The organism is Micromonospora sp. DT201 (assembly GCF_049841575.1).
In the GTDB taxonomy this organism is placed as follows: domain Bacteria; phylum Actinomycetota; class Actinomycetes; order Mycobacteriales; family Micromonosporaceae; genus Micromonospora.
In genome coordinates, this window is record NZ_JBNCKP010000006.1 from 126,977 (window position 1) to 147,661 (window position 20,685).

14 protein-coding genes are annotated in these 20,685 nt (G+C 68.1%); 4 read left to right on the forward strand and 10 right to left on the reverse strand.

The features are described 5' to 3' along the window. Positions 1 to 15: 15 nt before the first annotated feature. Positions 16 to 192, reverse strand: a complete 177-nt coding sequence (locus ACLQ28_RS13960; RefSeq protein ID WP_425686670.1) for a hypothetical protein — start codon at positions 190 to 192, stop codon at positions 16 to 18. A gap of 101 nt (positions 193 to 293) precedes the next feature. On the opposite strand from ACLQ28_RS13960, the gene ACLQ28_RS13965 reads away from it, so the two are divergent. The 3 genes from ACLQ28_RS13965 (at position 294) to ACLQ28_RS13975 (ending at position 5,329) form a co-directional block, all read left to right on the forward strand. Next, positions 294 to 3,113: a BTAD domain-containing putative transcriptional regulator gene (locus ACLQ28_RS13965; protein WP_425686671.1), complete on the forward strand. Its 2,820-nt coding sequence runs from the start codon at positions 294 to 296 to the stop codon at positions 3,111 to 3,113. A 32-nt stretch (positions 3,114 to 3,145) separates the two neighbouring features. Continuing rightward, positions 3,146 to 4,771 carry an alpha/beta hydrolase gene (locus ACLQ28_RS13970; protein ID WP_425686672.1) on the forward strand — a complete coding sequence of 542 codons (1,626 nt, stop codon included), beginning with the start codon at positions 3,146 to 3,148 and terminating at the stop codon, positions 4,769 to 4,771. A 159-nt stretch (positions 4,772 to 4,930) separates the two neighbouring features. Then, positions 4,931 to 5,329 carry a hypothetical protein gene (locus tag ACLQ28_RS13975; RefSeq protein ID WP_425686673.1) on the forward strand — a complete coding sequence of 133 codons (399 nt, stop codon included), beginning with the start codon at positions 4,931 to 4,933 and terminating at the stop codon, positions 5,327 to 5,329. A gap of 84 nt (positions 5,330 to 5,413) precedes the next feature. Here ACLQ28_RS13975 and ACLQ28_RS13980 read toward each other — a convergent pair whose 3' ends face one another. Together ACLQ28_RS13980 and ACLQ28_RS13985 are read right to left on the reverse strand one after the other, a co-directional pair. Continuing rightward, positions 5,414 to 6,583: a hypothetical protein gene (locus ACLQ28_RS13980; RefSeq protein WP_425686674.1), complete on the reverse strand. Its 1,170-nt coding sequence runs from the start codon at positions 6,581 to 6,583 to the stop codon at positions 5,414 to 5,416. Further along, positions 6,580 to 7,092 carry a SigE family RNA polymerase sigma factor gene (locus tag ACLQ28_RS13985; RefSeq protein WP_425686675.1) on the reverse strand — a complete coding sequence of 171 codons (513 nt, stop codon included), beginning with the start codon at positions 7,090 to 7,092 and terminating at the stop codon, positions 6,580 to 6,582. Before ACLQ28_RS13985 ends, ACLQ28_RS13980 begins: the two co-directional genes overlap by 4 nt. Positions 7,093 to 7,477: 385 nt before the next feature. Between ACLQ28_RS13985 and ACLQ28_RS13990 the strand changes: the two genes are divergently transcribed. Further along, positions 7,478 to 9,211, forward strand: coding sequence for a cellulose binding domain-containing protein (locus ACLQ28_RS13990; protein ID WP_425686676.1), 1,734 nt, complete (start codon positions 7,478 to 7,480; stop codon positions 9,209 to 9,211). Positions 9,212 to 9,328: 117 nt separating this feature from the next. Here the strand turns inward: ACLQ28_RS13990 and ACLQ28_RS13995 are convergent, their stop codons facing one another. The 7 genes from ACLQ28_RS13995 to ACLQ28_RS14025 all read right to left on the reverse strand — a co-directional run bounded on the left by ACLQ28_RS13995 (position 9,329) and on the right by ACLQ28_RS14025 (position 20,669). Next, a complete protein-coding gene (locus tag ACLQ28_RS13995; RefSeq protein ID WP_425686677.1) occupies positions 9,329 to 11,056 on the reverse strand; it encodes an IlvD/Edd family dehydratase in 1,728 nt (575 codons plus the stop codon). 85 nt (positions 11,057 to 11,141) lie between these two features. Continuing rightward, positions 11,142 to 12,026 (reverse strand): carbohydrate ABC transporter permease, encoded by an 885-nt coding sequence (locus ACLQ28_RS14000; protein ID WP_425686678.1) that lies wholly within the window; start codon positions 12,024 to 12,026, stop codon positions 11,142 to 11,144. Continuing rightward, on the reverse strand, positions 12,027 to 12,968 hold the full coding sequence (locus ACLQ28_RS14005; RefSeq protein WP_425686679.1) for a carbohydrate ABC transporter permease: 942 nt from the start codon (positions 12,966 to 12,968) through the stop codon (positions 12,027 to 12,029). Positions 12,969 to 13,041: 73 nt separating this feature from the next. Further along, positions 13,042 to 14,382, reverse strand: a complete 1,341-nt coding sequence (locus tag ACLQ28_RS14010; RefSeq protein WP_425686680.1) for an ABC transporter substrate-binding protein — start codon at positions 14,380 to 14,382, stop codon at positions 13,042 to 13,044. A gap of 207 nt (positions 14,383 to 14,589) precedes the next feature. Next, a complete protein-coding gene (locus ACLQ28_RS14015) occupies positions 14,590 to 16,710 on the reverse strand; it encodes an alpha/beta hydrolase (protein WP_425686681.1) in 2,121 nt (706 codons plus the stop codon). A gap of 250 nt (positions 16,711 to 16,960) precedes the next feature. Then, a complete protein-coding gene (locus tag ACLQ28_RS14020; RefSeq protein WP_425686682.1) occupies positions 16,961 to 17,983 on the reverse strand; it encodes a LacI family DNA-binding transcriptional regulator in 1,023 nt (340 codons plus the stop codon). 310 nt (positions 17,984 to 18,293) lie between these two features. Then, positions 18,294 to 20,669, reverse strand: coding sequence for a glycoside hydrolase family 3 N-terminal domain-containing protein (locus ACLQ28_RS14025; RefSeq protein ID WP_425686683.1), 2,376 nt, complete (start codon positions 20,667 to 20,669; stop codon positions 18,294 to 18,296). Positions 20,670 to 20,685: the final 16 nt, after the last annotated feature.

The window sequence follows — 20,685 nt, forward strand, 5'->3', positions numbered from 1 at the left end:
ATCTAAAACGCGCTCTTAGGCGGCGACGAGCGGGGTGGCGGCTCCGAACAGGGCCGTCGCCGCTGCCAGATGATGCTCGTGTGCGGAGACGGGTTCGGCGCGGACCAGAACATGAAAGTTGAAGGTCCGCAGGTGCCAGAGCAGCCGGAGGACCGACGGCTGCAGATATCGGTACGTCTGAACGGCGTTCACGGGCCACACCGTAGAGCGACGGACCGACATCCCGAATTGGTCGAGGCCCCGAACCGTCCAGCCGATGAAACAGGATGGGCGCAGATCCGTACGATCGGGCCATGGACCCTGCGGCAGGGCCGCCGGCGATGCGGTACCGAGTGCTCGGGCCGGTCGAGGCGTGGTCTTCCGCCGGGGAACGGCTGGCCCTCGGCCCGCCGATGCAGGTGCGCCTGCTGGCCGTCCTGATGTCGCAGCCCGGCACCGCCTGGTCCATCGACCAGTTCGTCGACGAGCTGTGGCAGGGGCGTCCGCCGAAGAGCGCGGCCGGCAACGTGAAGACCTACGTCTGGGCGCTTCGACGGGCGTTGCGGTCCCCAGGCTTTCCCGAACCCGCCATTCTCGCGGAGGCCACCGGCTATCGCCTCGTCCTCGACGCGCAGACGTTGGACAGCGCGGCCTTCGACGACCTGACGCAGCGTGGGTATCACGCGTTGCGGCAGGACCGCTGCTCGGATGCTCTGCGGGCGTTCGAGGCGGCGCTGGCGCTGTGGCGTGGTGAGCCGTTCGCGGGTCTCCCCGGCCGGGGGGTGTTGCTCTCCGTCCGGGCGCGGCTTGAGGAGCAGCGGTCGAGTCTGCTGGAGGAGGTCGCGGATCTCCACCTGCGCGCCGGTCGGCACAACGAGCTGATCGAGCCGCTCCGGGCCCAGATCGACGGGGATCCGCTACGCGAGCGCCCATGGGGGCAGCTGATGGTGGCCCTGGCCCGCGCCGGGCGGCGAGCGGACGCGCTGGCGACGTACCGGCGGCTGCACCGACAGCTCTCCGACGAGGTGGGAGTCGAGCCCGGTCCCGATCTCCAACAGCTGCACACGCGCATCCTGCGAGCCGACCGGGAGCTGTCGACATTCGGGGCACGGCCACCGGACAAGCCCCCGCCTCGGCTCGTCCCCCGTCAGCTGCCGGCCCCGTCGACGTTGTTCACGGGCCGGACCCGCGAGCTGGCCCGGCTCACGACGCTGCTGCTCGACGACACCGGCCCGGCCGGCACCGTCGTCGTCACCGGGACCGGTGGCGTCGGAAAGACCTGGCTGGCGTTGCGCTGGGCACACGACAACCTGCACCACTTCCCCGACGGACAACTCCATGTCGACCTGGGCGGTTTCGGCACACCCACACAGGAGGCGTCACCGTCGGCCGTCGTCGTGCGCTCGCTGCTGCCCGCCCTGGGCGTCAAGCCCCTGGAGATACCCGCCGAACCGGCAGCCCAGTTCGCCCTGTATCGCAGCCTGACCGCGGATCGACGGCTGCTCGTGCTGCTTGACAACGCACGCGACGCCGAACAGGTGCGGCCGCTGCTGCCCGGGTCGGCCCGGTGCGGCGTGATCGTGACGAGTCGTCACACGCTGCCCGGCCTGGTCGCCGCCGAGGGTGCCCATCCCCTCGCACTGGACCTGCCCAGCACCGCCGAAGCACGCCAACTGCTCGTACGCCGACTGGGTGCGCAACGGGCCGCCGCCCAGCCGGCCGCGGTGGACGAGCTGATCAGCCGTACCGCGCGGTTGCCCCTCGCCCTGTCCATCGTGGCCGCGCGAGCCGCAGCCCGGCCCACGTTTCCCCTCCAAGCCATCGCGGACGATCTGGCGGAGAGCCGGGGCGGGCTAGCCGCTCTGGCCACTGACGACGCCGCCACCGACCTGCGTACCGTGCTCTCCTGGTCGTACCGTCTGCTCAGCGCGGACGCGGCCCGGCTGTTCCGGCAGCTCAGCCTGCACCCCGTGGCGGACATCAGCGCGGCGGCGGCAGCCAGCCTCGCCGGGGCGCCACCGCACCTGATCCGGCCGGCGCTCGACGAGTTGACTCGGACGAACCTGCTGGCTGAGCACTCCCCCAACCGCTTCCGCTGTCATGATCTGCTCCGGGCCTACGGGGAGGAGTTGACGGACGTACACGACACCGCGGCCGACCGTAGCGCCGTCCGGAAGCGGGTGCTCGACCACTACCTGCGTGCCGCCCGTGCAGCGGCGCGGCTGGTCGACGCAGGCCACCAGCCGACCGATCCGCCCCCCGACGCGTCACTGCCAGCGTTTGCCGACCACCGGTCGGCGCTGGCCTGGTTCACCATCGAACAGCGGGTGCTGCTGGCCGCTGTCGACGAAGCGGTCGCCCACAGCTTCAACGCTCACGCGGTGCAGCTCGCCCAGACTCTCACTCCCTTACTCAGCCGTCTGTCACGGTGGCACGACCTGGCCGCGATACAGGCCACCGCGGTCACGGTCGCGCAGGGCCGTGGCGATCCGCGTGCCGAGGCGCTGGCGCACCGGGACCTTGCGCTGGCACACCTCCAGCTCCGTCGGTACGGTGCCGCCCGCCGTCACCTTCGGAGCGCAATGGCACGGTACGACCAGCTTGGTGACCGGCCGGGGCAGGCGAGCACACACCTGCACCTCGCCTGGGTGTACGACACCGAGGGCAACCCGGCAGAAGCGCTGCCGCACGCCAGGGCGGCGCTAGCGCTCTCCAGCAGCAGCGACGACCGGCGCGGCGAAGCCGTGGCGCTCAACTCGCTCGGCTGGAGTTACGCTCGGCTGGACGAGCCTGCACGCGCAATCGTCTACTGCGAAGAGGCGCTGGCACTCCAGGAGGAGGTCGAGGACCGGCTCGTCACGGCCCACACCTGGGACAGTCTCGGATTCGCCTATCACCGCCTCGGGGTGCACCCGACGGCGGCCGCCTGCTACCGGCGTGCCCTGCTGCTCTATTCCGACGCCGAGGACCAGTGCGGGAGGGCCGAGACGCTCGTCCGCCTCGGCGATGCCCATCAGGCGGAGGGTGACCACGACACCTCCGCCGACCTGTGGCGAGAGGCGTGGACGATCCTCGACCGCATTGGCCATCCGGAGGCCGTCGAGCTGTCCGAGCGGCTGGCCGCGCACCGCTGAGCGTCCCCCCCGCGGACCGTACCCGGACCGGCATGGATCCGGCGTGGATCGAGCGTCGGCAGGCTGAGCAGATGTTGACCACGAAGAGAACCACCTTCTGGCATCGCAGCGGGCTGGACCATCGACGCCGCCCGCTCCTCCGCCATCTTCCGGCCGTCGTCGCGGTCCTCGTCGCCCTGTCGCTCAACGCCCCACCGGCGTTCGCGGTCGCCCCGCCGGCGTTCCCCGGCGGCACCAGGCCGGCCAGCGGTTCGGTCGTCGGGAGCACCACCGGCGGGTGGAACGGCCGCATCGACTGGCGGGCATGCACGGACCAAACCGACGATCCGGGTACGCGATGCGGCACCCTGCGCCTACCGGTCGACTGGGCCCGGCCGGGAGGGGAGACCTTCGAGCTGGCCCTGGCCCGACGTCCCGCCGCCGACCCGGCCGCCCGCATCGGTGTCCTGGTCTTCAACCCCGGCGGTCCCGGCCTGTCCGGGGTGGACGTGGCGCTGACGGCCGCCAGCCAGCTCGGGCCGGACGTGCTGCGCCGCTTCGACATCGTCGGCTTCGATCCCCGGGGTACGGTCCGTAGCGCACCGGTGCGCTGCTCATCAGCGATGCTGGCCCGGCACCCCTCGCTGGCACCCGCCAACGCGGCGGAGTTCGAGGGACTCCGCACCTACAACCGCCAGTTGCGGGAGGACTGCCGCGCTCACAGCGGCCCACTGTTCGACCACCTCGACAGTGTGAGCGTCGCGCGTGACACGGACGCCATTCGGGCGGCACTCGGTGAGAGGCAGCTCAGCTTCTACGAGTGGTCCTACGGCACCCTGATCGGGCAGGCCTACGCCGAACTGTTTCCCGACCGCGTCCGCGCACTGGCCATGGACAGCGTGATGGACCACAGCCAGGGGGTCAGGGGGTACTTCCGCAGCGGGGCGGCCAGCAATGAGGCCCTGTTCCACGAGTTCGTGGCCTGGTGCGACCGGACCCCGAGCTGTGCACTGCACGGACGCGACGTGCCGGCGCTGTACGACCGACTGATGCGCCGTGCCGATGCCGGCACGTTGGTGGACGCGGGCACCGGCGCCACGCTGACCTGGTTCGAGCTTGGGTTCGCGACATTCGTCAACTTCTTCGACGCGACCTGGGCCGACCTCGCGAACACGCTTCTCGCGTTGGAGCGGGGCGAGGCCGCTGATCCGCCGCTGGCGTCCCCGATGGTGCCGGTCGACAGCGACGAGGACCTGACCGAGTACGCCCTACCCGCGTTCTGCCAGGACTGGTCGTTGCCGGTCGACGGGTTCGCCGAGTGGAACCGGTATCTGGAGCTGTCCCGCGCCGCGGCACCGCACCTGCGGGCCTCCCCGCTGGTCGTCCGCTTCGCCGCGATCTGCCTGGGCTGGACGGCGGTCAACCCGCAGCATCAACTGCGGGTGCGGACGAGCACCCCGGTGCTGCTGCTCAACGGTCGTTACGATCCGGCCACCCCGTACGACGGGGCGCAGAACGTGGCGCGCCAACTCGGCACGCACGGCCGCCTCCTCACCTACGAGGGGTCGGGCCACGCCAGCTACCCACGGACGGAGTGCACCCGGAGTCGCGTCGAGCGGTATCTGATCGACAGAGTCACACCGCCGGCGGGCGCGAGCTGCCCGGCCGCCCCGGCCTGACGCATCGTCGCGGCGACGCCCCGACTCACACGGTAGGTAGCCCGCCCGGTCCGACGGCAGTCGGTCCGGGCGGGCTAAACCGACGGCGCCCTCCCGCAACCAGCAGGGATGGCGAGTCACTGTCTTCGATGAGATGCTGGGTGCTGTCGAGGAGGAGTGATGATTGGTCTGGTGACCGTCGGCGCAATCGCAGCCGTCCTGCTCGTCGGTGTCCTGGTCCTCGTCCGTAAGCCGGCCGACCCTCGGCGGGTCGTCCGATGGTCAGCCCTGACGATCACCGTGCTTGTGGTCGCCGCGTTGACTCCCTACACCGTGGATGACTCGGGGGCTGCTGCCAGCTATCTCCTTGGCGTGCCCGTCGTCGCCGCGCTGTTGCCAGTTCTCGCACAACGGTGGGGTCGGCTGGCCGGGGTCGCCGACGTGGTGGCCGCGGTGGTCATCATCGGGTGGGGCCTACTGCTCGGGCTGGGCATCGGCGGCGCGTTCCTGCCGGCAGCGGTGCTCCTGATTGCCAGCGCCGTGGGCACCTGGTCACCGCGACCGGGCACCACCACCTGATACCCGGGGTTGGGGCCGAGGCTCAAGCCTCGGCCCCAACCCAGCATCCACCGCTTGGCGTACGTGCGGGGTCGTCACCCAATCTCAGGAGCAGCGCCAGACCAGCGGCCGGTGCACCTCGTTCTCGTAGGCGGAGCCGACCACGGTCCGGCCGTCGTCACTGATCCCCTCGGCCGTGTACGTGCCCGCCTCGGTCGCTCGGACGTCGGGCCGGCCCGGCAACCTGCGGGATGCGCCGTCCGGGGCGACGACAAGCGGCGCACCGTCGTCGACCAGCAGGTCGCCGTTGCCGGCAACCGCGGCCGCCGAGGGAAACGGCAGCCGGCTCACCGCCCCGGTCGTGAGATTCCACCGAACCGGCAGCATCAGCACGCCACCACCGTCCCGCTCGGCACCGGCGACCATGCCGATCGCCCAGGTGCCGTGCGCCGATTCGACCGAGGCACTCGGGGAGCCGTCGGGCAACGCGAGCGCGGTCCCGGCCCCCTGCGGCGTCCACCGGTAGGGCAGACCGCCCATCTTGCCGACGACCGTGCCGTCCTCGGTGATTCCGGTCGCGGTGGATCCCGGCCGGCCGATCAACCGGTACTCCTGCGGGCGGTCCACCGACCACAGCACGGCGTGGTGCGATTCGTTGGCGCCCATGGCGGTGCCGGCGATGTCACCTCGGCCGTTGATCGCGTGTAGGAGGACCGCGTCGTAGCCGGGCGGGATGGCCAGGGTGCGCAGCGACCCGTTCCGATAGACCCAGCCGGTGCCGTCGCCGTTGGTGCCGATCACGTACCCCTCGGCGTTGACCACGCTCCCGTGCCGCACGGTGGCCGGCAGGACAGTTGCCTGGCCGTCGGTCCAGAGCACGACCCGCCCGTCCTCGTTGCCGGTGCCGATCTCACCGACGATGTGCCGCCCGGTGGGGTCGACGTCGATCGCCACCGCGACCGGACCGGGGATCGGCTGCGGCAGCCACGACGCCTCGCAGGTGAGCGACGAGCCCGGGGCGGTCGACGTGCTCACGCTCGGCGTCGCCGCGAGGGCCGGAGCGGTCGGGGCGGGCTCGCTGGCGACCCCGCGGAGCTGGACGGCGCCCACGACGCCGAGCCCGGCCAACAGCGTCACCGCTGCGGCACCGCCGACGCGGCGGCGCTGGCGGCGGCGCCGGCCGTCGCGGATCGCCCGGCTCACGTCGACCTGCGGATCGGGTACCGGCACCGAACGCAGCAGTGCGGTGACTCGCTGGTCATCCAACATGGTCATCTCGAATTCCTTCCGGCCATCTCGGTAACATCGAGCACTTGGCGGATCGCTACCAGCGCCCGAGCCGTCTGCGACTTCACGTTGCCTTCGGAGCAGCCCATCGCCGCGGCCGTGTCGGCCAGCGACAGATCACACAGGAACCGCAGGACCAGTACGGTGCGCTGGCCACGCGGAAGGTCGGCGAGCGCGGCAACCAGGCTGTCCCGCTCGGCCAACTCGTCGTGTGGCGTGACCGGGCGCTCCGGCTCCGGCGTCGACCCGAACAGTCGGACCTTCGCCCAGCCCAACCGCTTCTCGTCGACGAGCTTGTGGACCAGCATCCGGTGCACGTACGCGTCGACGTTGTCGGCCCGGCGGACCTTGCGCCAGTTCACGTACAACGCGGTGATCGTCTGCTGCACCACGTCGTCGGCCAGATGGGCGTCGCCGCACATCAGGAACGCGGTCCGATGCAGGCTCGGCAGTCGCGCGGAGACGTACTCCACGTACTCCCGCTCAGCATCAATCATTGAGGCTCCCTCCTCCGCAAGCTCGACGGGTCCGGACGACCGTCAGGTTGCGTCGGTGCCGAAGATCGGTGGGGTTCGCTCGCGCTGTCGGCGTACGTCATCCTGGGGCTCGGCCTCGTCGCGGCGTCAAGCGACTACCACCTGTGCACCCGCAGCGCGTGCGGGGCCTGCGGCCGGTGACCGGGCCGATCAGGGCGACGGCATTGACACACGTCATATGACGAATTACCTTCCTGGCATCCGGGAGATGGTTTTCGCACGCTCGCTGCGCGGGGCCGAGCACCATTGTGGGAGCGCTCTCACTCTGCGGCGCCATCCGTGCGCCCACGAACAGTCGAGCCCACGTGATGCGTTGACTGCCACCACCATTTTCAGGAGAAGTTGCATGAGAAGACGAAGAGTGACCAACGCCGCCTTGGTGTCGGCCGGCGCTGTCCTGTTGGCATCGACCGCGGTCGCCGTGGCGGTGCCGGCAGGAGCCGCAGCTGCTGGATGTTCGGTGAATTACAGTGTGTCGTCGCAGTGGCAGGGTGGCTTCGGCGCCAACGTCATCGTCACCAATCTCGGTGACGCGGTCACCAGCTGGACGTTGACCTGGTCCTACAGCGCCGAACAGACCGTGACGCAGGCCTGGAACACGACGCTGATGCAGAGCGGTGCTGCGGTCACCGCCAGGAACGTCAGTTACAACGGGGCCATCGCCACCAACGGCACGGCCTCGTTTGGTTTCAACGGCTCGTGGACCGGCAGCAACCCCGCCCCGACCAGTTTCGCGCTGAACGGGGTGGCCTGCACCGGCGGCACAGTGCCGACCACCTCCCCCACCACGTCGCCGAGCACCTCTCCCAGCACCTCTCCCAGCACCCCACCCACCGGCGCACCTCCCGCCGGGCCGGCGGACATCACCGTGAACAGCGCCACCAGATACCAGACCGTCGATGGGTTCGGAGCCGCGACACCCATCTGGGGAGGCACCTGGTCGACCGCCGAGACGCAGACTCTGGTCGGGCTGGGCGCCAACCAGTTGGGCCTGTCGATCGTGCGAACCGGCCTGTCACCGGTCTCCAGTGAGTGGTCGACTCAGGTGAACGCCTTGAAGACGGCGAAGTCGTCCGGGGCCGGTGTGAAGATCCTCGCCTCGCCGTGGACGGCACCGGCCGCGTGGAAGACGAACAACAGCCGCGTCAACGGCGGCAAGCTCAAGACCGACTACTACGACGACTATGCGAACCACCTGAACAGCTACGTCCAGTACATGCGTGGCCAAGGGGTGAACATCGACGTCACCTCGGTGCAGAACGAGCCGGACTGGCACCCGGACTACGACTCGATGGACTGGAGCGGCACCGAGCTGCGGAACTTCGTCCGCGACCAGGGCACGAGGGTGCAGAACACCAAGCTGATGGTCGCCGAGGCGGTCAACCTGAACTACGGCTACACCGATCCGACCTTCAACGACGCGACCGCCCGGAGCAACATCGGATACATCGGTGGCCACCTGTACGGCACCGAGGACTCGGGCCGGCTCAGGCCCTACTCCCTCGCCGAGCAGTACGACAAGCCGGTGTGGATGACCGAATGGAACTACCACGAGGCCGACGGCAGCGGTTCCAACATCTGGGGCAACCCCAGCAACCTGGCAGTCTGGAACGAGACCCTCGACGACATCATGCGCACGGTGCACAAGTCGATGGAGTCCAACTGGAGCGCCTACATCTGGTGGTACGGCAAGCGCTACTACTCCTTCATCGGCGACGGTGAGGCGGCGTACGGCACCACCGCAGGCGCACCGCTCAAGCGCGGGTACGCCTTCTCGCAGTACGCCAAGTACGTTCGCCCCGGCTACCAGCGGGTCGCGCTGACGAAGAGCTCCAAGGCCTCGCCGCTGGAGGTGACCGCCTACCAGGGTGACGGAAAGATCACTCTGGTGATCCTCAACCGGTCGAACAGCGCGGTCAACAATGCGGTGATCCAGGCGCCGCAGAACGTCAGCAGGGCGGAGCACTACCTCACCTCGCAGAACGCCAACGCGGCCAGTCAGCCAACCAGCCTGAACGGAGGGCAGGCCACCATCAACGTTGGCGCACGCAGCATCTCCACCGTCGTGTTCACCCTCTGACACCACTGCTCGGCCTTGGGGACGGCCGACGTCGCGGGAGCCCCAGCCACACGCTGGGGCTCCCGCTCGGCGACAGGCAGGTGATGGAGCCCGTGGGCCTCGTACGGTGGGCGGCGGTCAGTGTGAGTGGCGGGGCACGGCGCTGCCGCTGCCACCGACGAGGAAGTCGAGGTCGGCACCCTCGTCGGCCTGCAGCACGTGCTCGCTGTAGAGCCGCGTCCATCCGCGGTCGGCCGCCACCGGTGGTGGCTGCCAGGCTGCGCGGCGTTCTGCGAGTTCCACGTCGTCGACCAGGAGGTCCAACTGCCGGGTCGAGACGTCGACCCGGACCAGGTCGCCGGTACGGACCAGCGCGAGAGGACCGCCCACGGACGCCTCCGGGGCCACATGCAGGACGCAGGTGCCATACCCGGTGCCGCTCATGCGGGCGTCGGAGATCCGCACCATGTCGGTGATGCCGTCGGCGAGCAGCCGCCGCGGCATGGGCACGTTACCCACCTCCGGGAAGCCGGGGTAACCGCGTGGGCCGGCGTTTCGTACCACGATCACCGTGTCGGGGGTGACGTCGAGATCCGGATCGTCGGCTGCGACGACGTAGTCCTCGATGCGGTCGAAGACGAGCGCCGGTCCGGTGTGCTTGAGGAGGTGGGCCGAGGCGGCGGAGACCTTCAATACCGCCCCGGACGGCGCGAGCGACCCGCGCAGCACCACGGTGCCCGAGCCGGCCGGTTGGAACGGTTCGTCCAGGGTGCCGATGACGTCCCGGTTCCAGCACTGGGCCCCGCTGATGTTGTCGGCCACGCTCTTCCCGCTGACGGTGATGTGGTCCAGGTGCAGCAGCGGGGCGATCTCGTTCATCACCACCGGGACGCCGCCCGCGTAGGCGAAGTCCTCCATCAGGTACGCCCCGGACGGCATCAGGTTGACGAGCATGGGCACCTCGGCGGTGAGGGTGTCGAAGTCCTGCAGGGACAGGGGGACTCCGAGGCGTCCGGCGATCGCGAGCAGGTGTACGACGGCATTTGTGGAACCGCCGATCGCGGCGTTGACCCGGATCGCGTTCTCGAACGCTTGCCGGGTCAACACCGTGGACAGTCGTTGGTCCTGTTCGACCATGTCGACGATCCGGCGACCAGCGGCCTGCGCCAGCGCGTACCTCCGGGAGTCGACCGCCGGTACGGCGGCGGCCCCCGGCAGTTGCACGCCCAACGCCTCGGTCACGCAGGCCATCGTGGAGGCGGTACCCATGGTCATGCAGTGACCTCGGCTGCGCGACATGCCGACCTCCGCCTCCGAGCAGTCGGCGGCGGTCATCCGACCGGCACGCATCTCCTCGGTGAAGCGCCAGACGACCGTGCCCGAGCCGATGTCCTGACCACGGAACTTGCCGTTGAGCATCGGACCGCCGGTGATCATCAAAGTCGGCAGGTCGACGCTCGCCGCGCCCATCAGCAGGCCAGGAGTGGTCTTGTCGCAGCCGGAGAGCAGGACCACCCCGTCGAGCGGGTTGGCGCGGACCGACTCCTCCAACTCCATCGCCAGCAGGTTGCGGTAGAGCATGGTCGTGGGTCGCATGAGGGGCTCGCCCAGGCTCATCGCAGGGAACTCCAGCGGCAGGCCGCCGCTCTCCCACACACCCCGCTTCACCGACTCCGCCAGATCGCGCAGGTGGGCGTTGCAGGGTGTCAGTTCCGACCAGGTGGTGGCGATGCCGATCACCGGTCGCCCGTCGAAGACGTCGTCCGCGAACCCCTGGTTGCGCATCCAGGACCGATGGATGAACCCGTTGCGGCCCTGGGCACCGAACCACTGCTCGCTGCGCAACGGCCGATTCGTCGTCGACATCAGCACACCTCTCTGTCATCCGTCCGGCCGCGGGGTACGCGGCACATCACATTGCGTAATGGATTGCTGGTGGCGCGAGCGCGACCTACCTGAGGCCTCCGACGGACAGCCCGCCGCGCCAGTGTCGTTGGAGACTGAAGAACGCGATGACCAGCGGGATCACGGACACGAGCGAGCCCAGGATGATCAGGCTCCACAGGGAGGTGGTCCCCGCGTTGTTCGCGGACGCGATTCCCTGCCAGAGGCCAAGGCCGACGGTGACGGGAAAGAGCCGGTTGTCGGAGAGCATGGCCAGGGGCAGGAAGTAGTTGTTCCAGGACGCCACGGCGGACAAGAGCAGCACAGTGACCACCGCGGGGCGCATCAGTGGGAGAGCGATCTGGATGAACGTACGGATCTCCCCCGCACCGTCGACCCGCGCCGCGTCCAGGAGCTCGTCGGGGACCGCGTCGCGGGCGTAGACGTGCATCAGGTAGACGCCGAACGGATTGAGCAGCGATGGAAGGATCACCGCCCACACCGTGTTCGTCAGACCCAGCCGCGAGAACAGGATGAAGGTCGGGATGACCAGAGCGGTAGCCGGCACCATCAGCGCGCCGAGCACGATCGCGAAGCTGAAGCGCCGGGCAGCGAACCGGTACTTGGCGAACCCATAACCGGCCATGACCGCCAGGATCGTGGCGCCGATTCCGCCGGCGATGGCGTACAGCGTGGAGTTGAGAATCCACCGGAGGTAGATGCCACCGTCGTAGGTGAACAACTGCTTGAGGTTGCCGATGTAGTCGATCTGGTCGGTGAACCACAGGGTGTTACCACCACCGAACAGGCCCGGCGCGTCCTTGGAGCTGTTGACGATGACCCACCAGAACGGTACGAGGAAATAGATCACCAGGAAGCCGAGGAGGATCTGCAGAGGGAGATAGCGTTGCGGTCGGCGGGCGCCTGCGCGGACGCTGGTGCGGTCAGTCATCTACAGGAAGCTCCTCCGCTTGCGGGTGAAGAACAGGAAGGCGTACACGCAGATGAAGACGATGCCGCCGAGGGCGAACGAGATCGCCGACCCGTAGTTGAAGTTGGCGAGCGAGAACGCCTGTTGGTACGCGTACATGTTGGGGGTGAAGTCCGACCCGATCGTGCCGGCGGCGAGGAATCGCAGGATCTGCGGTTCGTTGAAGAACTGCAGGGTGCCGATCAGCGAGAAGACCAGGATCAGGATCAGCGCGGGCGCGATCAGCGGGATCTTGATCCGCGTCGCGACCTGCCAGCGTCCGGCGCCGTCCATCCGGGCGGCCTCGTAGAGCGTCGGGTCGACTCCCTGCAGAGCCGCGTACAGGATGATCATGTAGTAGCCGGCCCACTGCCAGGTGACGACGTTGAGCAGGCCGTAGAAGATCAGGTCGCTGCTCAGGAAGTCGGGTGCGGTAGCACCGAACAGCCCGAAGATGTCGGTGAGTGGGCCGAAGCCCTTGCTGTAGAGGAACCCCCACATCACCGCACCGATGACGGTGGGGATCGCGTAGGGCAGAAAGATCATCAGGCGGGAGAAGCGAGCGAACAGGCTGGTCACCGCGTCCAGAATGAGGGCCAGCGCGAGCGCGATGATGATCTGCAGCGGGATGGAGACGAGCGAGAAACGGATGACGAACCACGCCCCGGACAGGAAACTCGGGTCGGTGAACGCCTTCACGTAGTTGTCGAAGAGGACGAAGCTGGTGCCACCGATCAGCTTCTTCTGAAAGAGGCTGAGGTACAGCGCGTATCCCAGCGGCGCGATGAGGAACGCCAGGAAGACGACCCCGAACGGCCCGACGAAGAGCCATCCCATCAGGTGCTCGCGGAGGTGCACTTTGCCACGGATCTTGCGCGACTCATTGTGAGCACGCGGTGCGCGCTTCTCGGTTAGGAGTGTCATCTTGGTCTCCGGGACGTGGACGCCGACGGTCGAGGGTGGGCCGCCCGGTGTCGGCGCGGCCCACCCATTCGGTTCACTGAACGGTGAAGCCCTGTTCCTTGGCGTACTTCGCCACGTCCTCCTGGAGCCGGTCGGCAGCCTGGGAACCGGTGACGGAGCCCTTGCTGACCTCGCTGATCTGCTTCGTCATGGCGTCGAGGTAGTACTGGCCGAAGGGGGCGTAGGAGACGCCCTTGTAGGCGTCGGCGGCGGGGACGTAGACCTCCTTGTTCGCCTGCTGGCCGTTGAAGAACGCCACCTTCAGGTCGATGAACGCGGGATCCTTGAGCGCCGTGAGGTTCAGCGGGAAGATGATCTGGTTGGTCCAGCCGTCGGTGAGCGACTCCTTGTCGGCGTAGAGCCCGTAGGCAACCTTCGCGGCCAGCTCCGGCTTCTTCGCCTGCTTGGTCACCGAGAAGGCCGACCCACCCCAGTTCACCTGCACCGGGTTGGCCGGATCCCACTGCGGCAGCGGCGCCACCGCGAACTTGCCGGTGTCCTGACCCTTGCCGACGCCCGCGCCGGTGAGGTAGCCGGGGGCCCACGCAGCCGAGATGTACGTCGCGTAGTTGCCGTTGATCACGCCGGAGATGTACTCCGGGGTGAACTGGTCCTGCGTCCCCACCAGGCCCTTCTTCACGAGGCCACCCCAGTAGTCCAGCACGTCCTTGGAAGCCTGGTCGTTGAGCTTCACGCCGATCGACTTCGGCTGCGCCGGATCGTAGGTGAACGGAGTGGCGCCCTTCTGGATCTGCAGCGCCATCGTGAGCGCCGAGACGTTCGCGCCGAAGTCGCCGAAGAGCGGGCCGCCGGCGTCCTTCACCTTCTGCGCGGCCTGCTCGTACTCGGCCCAGGTCTTCGGCGGGGTGATCTTGTACTTGTCGAAGATGTCCTTCCGATAGATCATCGCCGCCGGGCCGCCGTCGACCGGGACACCGTAGACCGCGTCGCCGACCGACACGTCCTTCCAGGCACCATCGCTGTAGTTGGCCTTGACCGCGTCGAAGCCGTACTTCTTGATGTCGACGAGCGCGCCCTGGATCTGGAAGGTCGGGATCCGGTCCGCCTCGACCATGATCACGTCAGGCGCGCCGGTGCCCGCCGAGATGGCCGTCTGGAACTTGTCGTACTCGTCGCTGCCCTGCCCGACGTTGGTCCAGCAGACCTGCACCTCGTTGTTCTGCTTGTTGAAGTTGTCGACGACGAGCTGCGTGTTGGGGTACCAGCCCCACATCGTCACTACCGGCAATTCCTTCTTGGTGATGCTGTTCGTGCAGTTGCTCGCGTCGCTTCCGCCCTCGTCGGAGGAGCAGGCGACGAGGCCACTCCCGGCCGCGAGCATGGCTACCGTGGCAAGTATTCGTCTCGTCTTCATTGACGTTATTCCCTTCAGGGATCGCGGCACGCAAGGGTCCATGCGCCGACATCGAGGGTTGGCAATAGACCGGGACGGGTCGGGGGCGGTACGCCCAGACCTGTCCTCGGCCGATCGTTTATTTCTGGAAACGCGTCACGCTCGTGTCCGAGCGGCGCCATCGGGGCAGGAGGCCCTGCTCCCGATGGCGTCGCCTGGACGGGCTTCCTAGCGCTTGAACAGACGTGGCGCCAGGTCGATGAGGTTCTTCTGCCACACGTCCCAGCCGTGCGGCCCGGGAGTCACCCCGTCGAACTCGTAGCGGATACCGAGGTTGTTCAAGGTGGTCAGGGATGCCATGAAGCTCGGGTACACGAAGTCGGTCTGGTCACCGACGTACAGGCGCAGCATCTTGGTCCCGTTGTTGATCGCCGCCACGTCGACGCCGGTGCCGCTGCCGAACCCGGCCGAGAGCGCCGCGACGTACGCGAACTCACCCGGATAGGCCCGGAGGACCCCGAGCGCCTGCCCGCCGCCCATCGACAGACCGGCGAGCGCCTGCTGCGACGACTCGCTGGAGATGTTGTAACGGGCACGGGCCGTCGGCACGATGTTCTCCAGCAGTTCCCTGTTGAAGTTCGACGAATTGCCGTTGCCCATCACGACCACCATCGGCACCAGGTCACCGTCGAGGAACTGATGGTCGAGGATCTGCTTGGCGCGGCCCATCTCGACCCAGTCCGTGTAGCTCTGACCGCTGCCATGCTGGAGATAGAGCACCGGATACGGCTGCGCCCGATCCGGGTCGTACCCCGGCGGAGTCCACACCAGCGCGGTGCGATCCTGGCCCGCCACCGTGCTGGAATAGGTCATGCTCTCGACCTTTCCGCCCTGGTCGGCAGGCACATCCGACAACAGGCGGGCGCCCGGCCCCGGGATGAAGAAAGTGCTCCACATTGGTTCCGAGGTCACCTTCGTCGGGTTCGCGATGTCCTTGACCGCGACCCGGTCCACGATCAGCCGGTAGTAGTAGAACCAGGGCTTCAGGGGCCCCACGGTCAATCGCCACCGGTCACCTTCGCGGGTCATCGGCACGCGCAGCCAACTGCCCCCCGGCGCCCAGTTCGCCCACACCGTGACGTGCTGAGCGTCCTTGAACTCCGTGGTGGTCTCGAAGGTGACGAACCCGTCCTCGCTGACGAAGGGCGTCGGAGCGGTGCCAGCCGGCGGCGGGGTGAACTCCCCCTTCAACTGCTGGTGACCAGGGCTCGGGCCGTGGTCCGACACGTGACCGAACAGCCGCGGCAGGAAGTCGACGAGGTTCTCCTGCCAGGTGCGCCAGTTCGCACCGCCGTCCGGGTTGACCCCGTCGAACTCGAACGTGACATCGGCTCGATCCAGGGCCTTCGTCAGTCGGTAGGTGGCGTTGTGCGCGGGGTCGGTCGCGTTTCCCGTGTACAGACGCAGCAGCTTGAGGCTGCGGTTGATCGCCTTGGCGTCCTTCCCGTCGACGTTCGGGGCCGAGTGCCCCGAGAACGAGCCGACGTAGGCGAACTGACCCGGCTCGGCGAACGCGGCCTCCAGCGCCTGCGATGCGCCGTCGGACACGCCGGCGATGGCCTGGTTCGCCGGATCGCGCAGGACCCGGTAACTGTCGCCGACCGCCTTCCGGAGGTCCTTCAGCTCCTTGTCGTCCGAGCCGTTGGCATCGTTGATCACGACCACCATCGGCTTTATGGTGCCCTCGGCCGAGAGGTTGTCGAGGATCTGCTTGGTTCGGCCGAGGTCGAGCCAGTCGGTGGCGGCTACGCCCTCGCCCGACTGCAGGAAGAGCGCCGGATAATCCTTGGGACCGCCGGGGCCCTTGGGTCCCTTGGCCACGTATCCCGGAGGTGTCCAGACCAGGGCGGAACGCTCCCCGTTCCTGGTCCGGTAGGTAAGCGTCTCGACCTTGCCACCGACCCCCGTCGGCGCGTCCACCAGCCACCGTGCCGAGTCACCCGCGACGAGGAAGGTGCTCCAGAGAGGGTTGGACGCCACACTGGTGCTGTTCGTCGGATCCTTGAGGCTCTTGGTGTCGTCGGCGGTGACCTGGTAGTGGTAGAGACCGGGGTTGAGCTGGCCGAGGAAACCCGACCACGCGTCGCCGCGGCGGGTCAGACCGAACTCCGCCATGATCGAAGAGGGACCGAAGTTGCCCTCGACGACGACCTGCGACACCGCGCCCAGATGCTCCTGGATGTACGCGGCCGGAACGCTGAACGAGGCGTAGCGGTCCTGGGAGACCTCTAGCCACGGCGTGTCCGCACTCGCCGGTTGCTGGGCGATCACAATCGCCGCGATTGACATGACTCCAGCGGCCAACGCCGCCGAGAGCCGACGCACGCCCGATCGGCGTAAGCGCCCATGGTACGGTTGGATTGCCACGTTCCACTCCTTTCATGCGCCGGCAGCGGATGCGACCCGACTGACCGGCTCAACTCATCGGTGGATCTTGCCGTGGGTTTGCGTCTACACCTCCTTCGGTCTTGCCACGGGCGCACCTGACGTGATCGTTCGGTGCGGCGCGCGACCGGACGGTCGCGCCGATGGCCGTGTGTCAGGATCGTGCCGTGCTCTTCGGTGGCGCGGTCGAGCCGCGCACGACAAGGCTGGTCGGAAGCACTAGCTGGCGCGCCCCCTCCCATTCGTCGGTCACCAGTGACTTCAACATGCGCGCGGCCTCGTATCCGAGCTGATACATCGACTGGTCCACAGTGGTCAGACCAGGCTCGGTCAACACCGACTCCGGAATGTTGTCGAACCCGACGACGGACAGGTCCACGGGGACGGAGAAGCCCAACTCGGTGGCAACCTCCAGCACCTTGAGGGCCATACCGTCGCTGGCCGCGAAGATCGCCGTTGGCGGGTCCGCCCGTTGCAGCAGGGCACGCGCCAACGGGGCTGCCGACTCGGGGTTGAAATCCCCTTCGCCGATCAACGTCGGATCGACCGGGATGCCAGCTCCGTTCAGCGCCGCCCGGTAGCCCTCCTCTCGCGACCACGCCGCCGCCAGGCTGGAGCGCCCCGCGATGAATCCGATGCGCCGGTGGCCCAGGCCGAGCAGGTACTCGACCGCAGTGGTGGCGCCCGCGAGGTTGTCGGCCGTCACCGACGGTGCCGTGGAGCCCCGCACCGGGTCGATGGCAACGACCGGAGTCCGGCTCTGCACCTCGCCCCAGGGCGTGACAACGATGCACCCGTCGGTGAGGGTGCCCGACAGGCGGGTGACGTGCCGCTGCTCCCAACCCTCCGAATACGACCCGTAGAGGTCGCTGTTTGCGTAGATGATCAGGTCGAAGCTTGAGCGACTCAACGCCTTCATCACCCCCTTGAGCACCTCGGCCGTGTACGACTGGAAGCTGTGCGATACGAGGCCCAGAACGTTGGTGCGACTGCGCCGGAGGCTCGAAGCCACCAGACTCGACTCGTAGCCGAGTTGCTCGATGGCGGAACGAACCTGAGCGATCGTGTTGGCACTGACGCCGTAATGCCCGTTGACCACACGCGAGACGGTGGCGGTGGAAACGCCGGCGGCTCGAGCAACATCACTCATTGTTACCGGCGCATTGACCTCGATCATGCGACTCCCTCTGGACTGCAATCGTTATCGGTTACGTTTCCAGGGTGTTGCCAACGTAACGGAGAGCGTTAACAAACACAAGACCCTCTCGCCCGTGAGCGACCCCAACAAGGCCGTCCTACCAGGAGGCCTGCGAGGGCGCGGCTCATCGGCAGCCGGCCCCACCAACACGTGGACGGATGTCACTCTCAGTGGCCAATAGAGAGCGCCAATTACTGCGGTTGGTCGGCCCGGTGGTGTCGGGCGCCAGCACCGTCAGTCAGATTCCAATCCGCCTGCGGCTGGGCCGAGCGGTGCCGTGGAGTACGTGTCACAGATCCCGGACTTCGGCGGTACTCGAATAGACCTTCGGCGTCGCCGATCGGTCCGCATCCGCACAGATGACAAAGCTGCCGGCGAGGGTGCGTTCGTGGGACGAGAAACCGACGTACACCTCGATCTGACCGGGCTCCACGGTGTAGTTCATCTGCCGGTCGTAGAAACCGAGCTGAGCCGTGGGCAGGTCGAACCGCACAGCCACCCGCTGACCTGCGGCGGCCGAGACGCGAGCGAAGCCCTTCAGCTCGAGCACCGGCCGGGTGACTGATGCCTGCGGGTCGCGGACGTAGAGCTGGACGACCTCCTCGCCAGCTCGGTGTCCGGTGTTGGTGATCGTGACCTCGACGCCAACGCTGTCTCCGGCGGGGACCTCCGCACGTTGCACCGTAGCCTCGTCGATTTCGAACGGCGCGTATCCAAGGCCGTGGCCGAAGCAGTATCGCGGTGTGACCGGCGAATCCACGTAGTCGCCGTGCCAGTGCGACCGCCCGCCGGACACCTTGTGGCCATAGAAGACGGGTATCTGGCCGACGGTACGGGGGTACGAGATCGGAAGCTTTCCGCTCGGGTTCACCTCACCGAGGAGAACCTCGGCGATCGCCTGCGCTCCGGTCTCCCCGGGCAGCCAGGCCATCAGCACCGCCGCGCACATCTCGTGCAGGAAATCGCTGCCGACGGGTCGACCGGCGACGAGCACTGCGATCACGGGGGTGCCAGTGGCGACGACGGCGCGAACCAACTCTTCCTGGACGCCAGGCAGGTCCAGGCTGGACCGGTCCCGCGACTCACCGGTGGTCGCCCTTGGCGTGAGCCCCGAGCGGTCCCCCAGGACCAGCACGGCGACATCGGCCGCCGCGGCAGCCGCGACTGCCTCGCCGAACCCATCCGTCGACGGATCGACCACATCGCAGCCCGGCACGTAGCGCAGCCGGTCACCCAGGCGGGCCACGAGCTCGTCGCGCACCGTGGGCACACCGTCGGTGCTCTCCTCGATCTCCAGATCGTCCGGGATGGTCATCATCTCGCCGAGCAGGCCCCGCCGCTTCCGCGCCTCGATCAACGCCTCGATGTGGGCCGCGAACGAGTAGTCACCGAGCAGGTGTCGGGCGTCGTCGGCATTGGGCCCGATGAGAGCCACCGATCCTCCTTTCTGGAGCAGCGGCAGCGCGCCGTCGTTCTTGAGCAGGACGAGGCTGCGGCGAGCGATCTCCAGCGCCACATTGCGGTGCCGCTCGGCAGTCACCGCCGACACGACCGCGCCCTCGTCGACGTACGGATCCTCGAACAGCCCAAGTTCGAACTTGTGCCGAAGGACCCGCGAGACCGCCTCGTCGAGCCGAGCCTCGCTGACCTCGCCGGCGTCCAGTGCGCGCGTGAGGGCGTCCGCGTACGCGTCCGTCGCCGGCAGTTCGACGTCGACACCCGCGGTGAGGCTCACAGCCGCCGCCTGCTGCTTGTCCTGGGCGAAATGGTGGTAGGAGTGGAGGTCGTTGACGGCGAAGTAGTCCGACACCACGCTTCCCGTGAAGCCCCACTGCCGGCGGAGGATGCCGCCGAGGAGCTCCTGGTTGGCGTGGCACGGGATCCCGTCAAGCTCGTGGTAGCCGGCCATCAACGACTGCAACCCGCCTTCGCGGACCGCCGCCTCGAACGGATAGAGGTACACCTCGCGCAGCAGACGCGGCGGCAGGTGGGCCGGAGCCCAGTTCAGCCCACCCTCGGATGCCCCGTAACCGACGAAATGCTTGGCCGTAGCGATGACGCCGTCCGCCAGATCGGCGCCCTGGAGGCCCTTGACGAATGCCACCCCCATCCGGGCCACCAGGTACGGATCCTCGCCGTAGGTCTCCTCCGTCCGACCCCACCGCGGGTCACGCACCACGTCCAGCACCGGCGAGAGCCCCTGGTGACTCCCCACGGCGCGCATCTGCACGCGAACGGCGTCGGCCAACTGCCCGTTGAGCTCCGGCGCCCAGGTGCTCGCGACCCCGATGGCCTGCGGGAAAATGGTCGCGTCCCGCGCCATCACCCCCGAGCACACCTCCTCGTGCACGATCGCCGGGATCCCCAGCCGGGTCTCGGTCACCAGGAACCGCTGGATCGCGTTGGCGGCCTGCGCCACCTGCGCCGCCTTCAGGCTGGTGGCTCCCGCGATGCGGGTCACGTGCCCCAGGCCGTGCCCGAGGATCGGCTGGGCCCGCTCTGCGGAGAACCGCCCGCCCTCCAGCACCGCGAACGCCCAGGTGCTGCCCAGCTGCGCGAGCTTCTCCTCCCGGGTCATCCGGGCCAACAGATCCGACACCCGATCCTCGACCGGCGCGGTCGCATCGACGTAGGCCGGCTCGGTCTCTGGCTTCACAGTGGTCACCCGGTCACCCCTATCA

Bases quoted from the DNA above. Each gene is read 5' to 3' on its own strand.
- ACLQ28_RS13990 (WP_425686676.1), top strand. From the start codon at position 7,478: ATGAGAAGACGAAGAGTGACCAACGCCGCCTTGGTGTCGGCCGGCGCT.
- ACLQ28_RS14005 (WP_425686679.1), bottom strand. From the start codon at position 12,968: ATGACACTCCTAACCGAGAAGCGCGCACCGCGTGCTCACAATGAGTCG.
- ACLQ28_RS14010 (WP_425686680.1), bottom strand. From the start codon at position 14,382: ATGAAGACGAGACGAATACTTGCCACGGTAGCCATGCTCGCGGCCGGG.
- ACLQ28_RS13995 (WP_425686677.1), bottom strand. From the start codon at position 11,056: ATGTCGACGACGAATCGGCCGTTGCGCAGCGAGCAGTGGTTCGGTGCC.
- ACLQ28_RS14000 (WP_425686678.1), bottom strand. From the start codon at position 12,026: ATGACTGACCGCACCAGCGTCCGCGCAGGCGCCCGCCGACCGCAACGC.
- ACLQ28_RS13970 (WP_425686672.1), top strand. From the start codon at position 3,146: ATGGATCCGGCGTGGATCGAGCGTCGGCAGGCTGAGCAGATGTTGACC.
- ACLQ28_RS13980 (WP_425686674.1), bottom strand. From the start codon at position 6,583: ATGACCATGTTGGATGACCAGCGAGTCACCGCACTGCTGCGTTCGGTG.
- ACLQ28_RS13965 (WP_425686671.1), top strand. From the start codon at position 294: ATGGACCCTGCGGCAGGGCCGCCGGCGATGCGGTACCGAGTGCTCGGG.
- ACLQ28_RS13975 (WP_425686673.1), top strand. From the start codon at position 4,931: ATGATTGGTCTGGTGACCGTCGGCGCAATCGCAGCCGTCCTGCTCGTC.
- ACLQ28_RS14020 (WP_425686682.1), bottom strand. From the start codon at position 17,983: ATGATCGAGGTCAATGCGCCGGTAACAATGAGTGATGTTGCTCGAGCC.
- ACLQ28_RS14015 (WP_425686681.1), bottom strand. From the start codon at position 16,710: ATGTCAATCGCGGCGATTGTGATCGCCCAGCAACCGGCGAGTGCGGAC.
- ACLQ28_RS13985 (WP_425686675.1), bottom strand. From the start codon at position 7,092: ATGATTGATGCTGAGCGGGAGTACGTGGAGTACGTCTCCGCGCGACTG.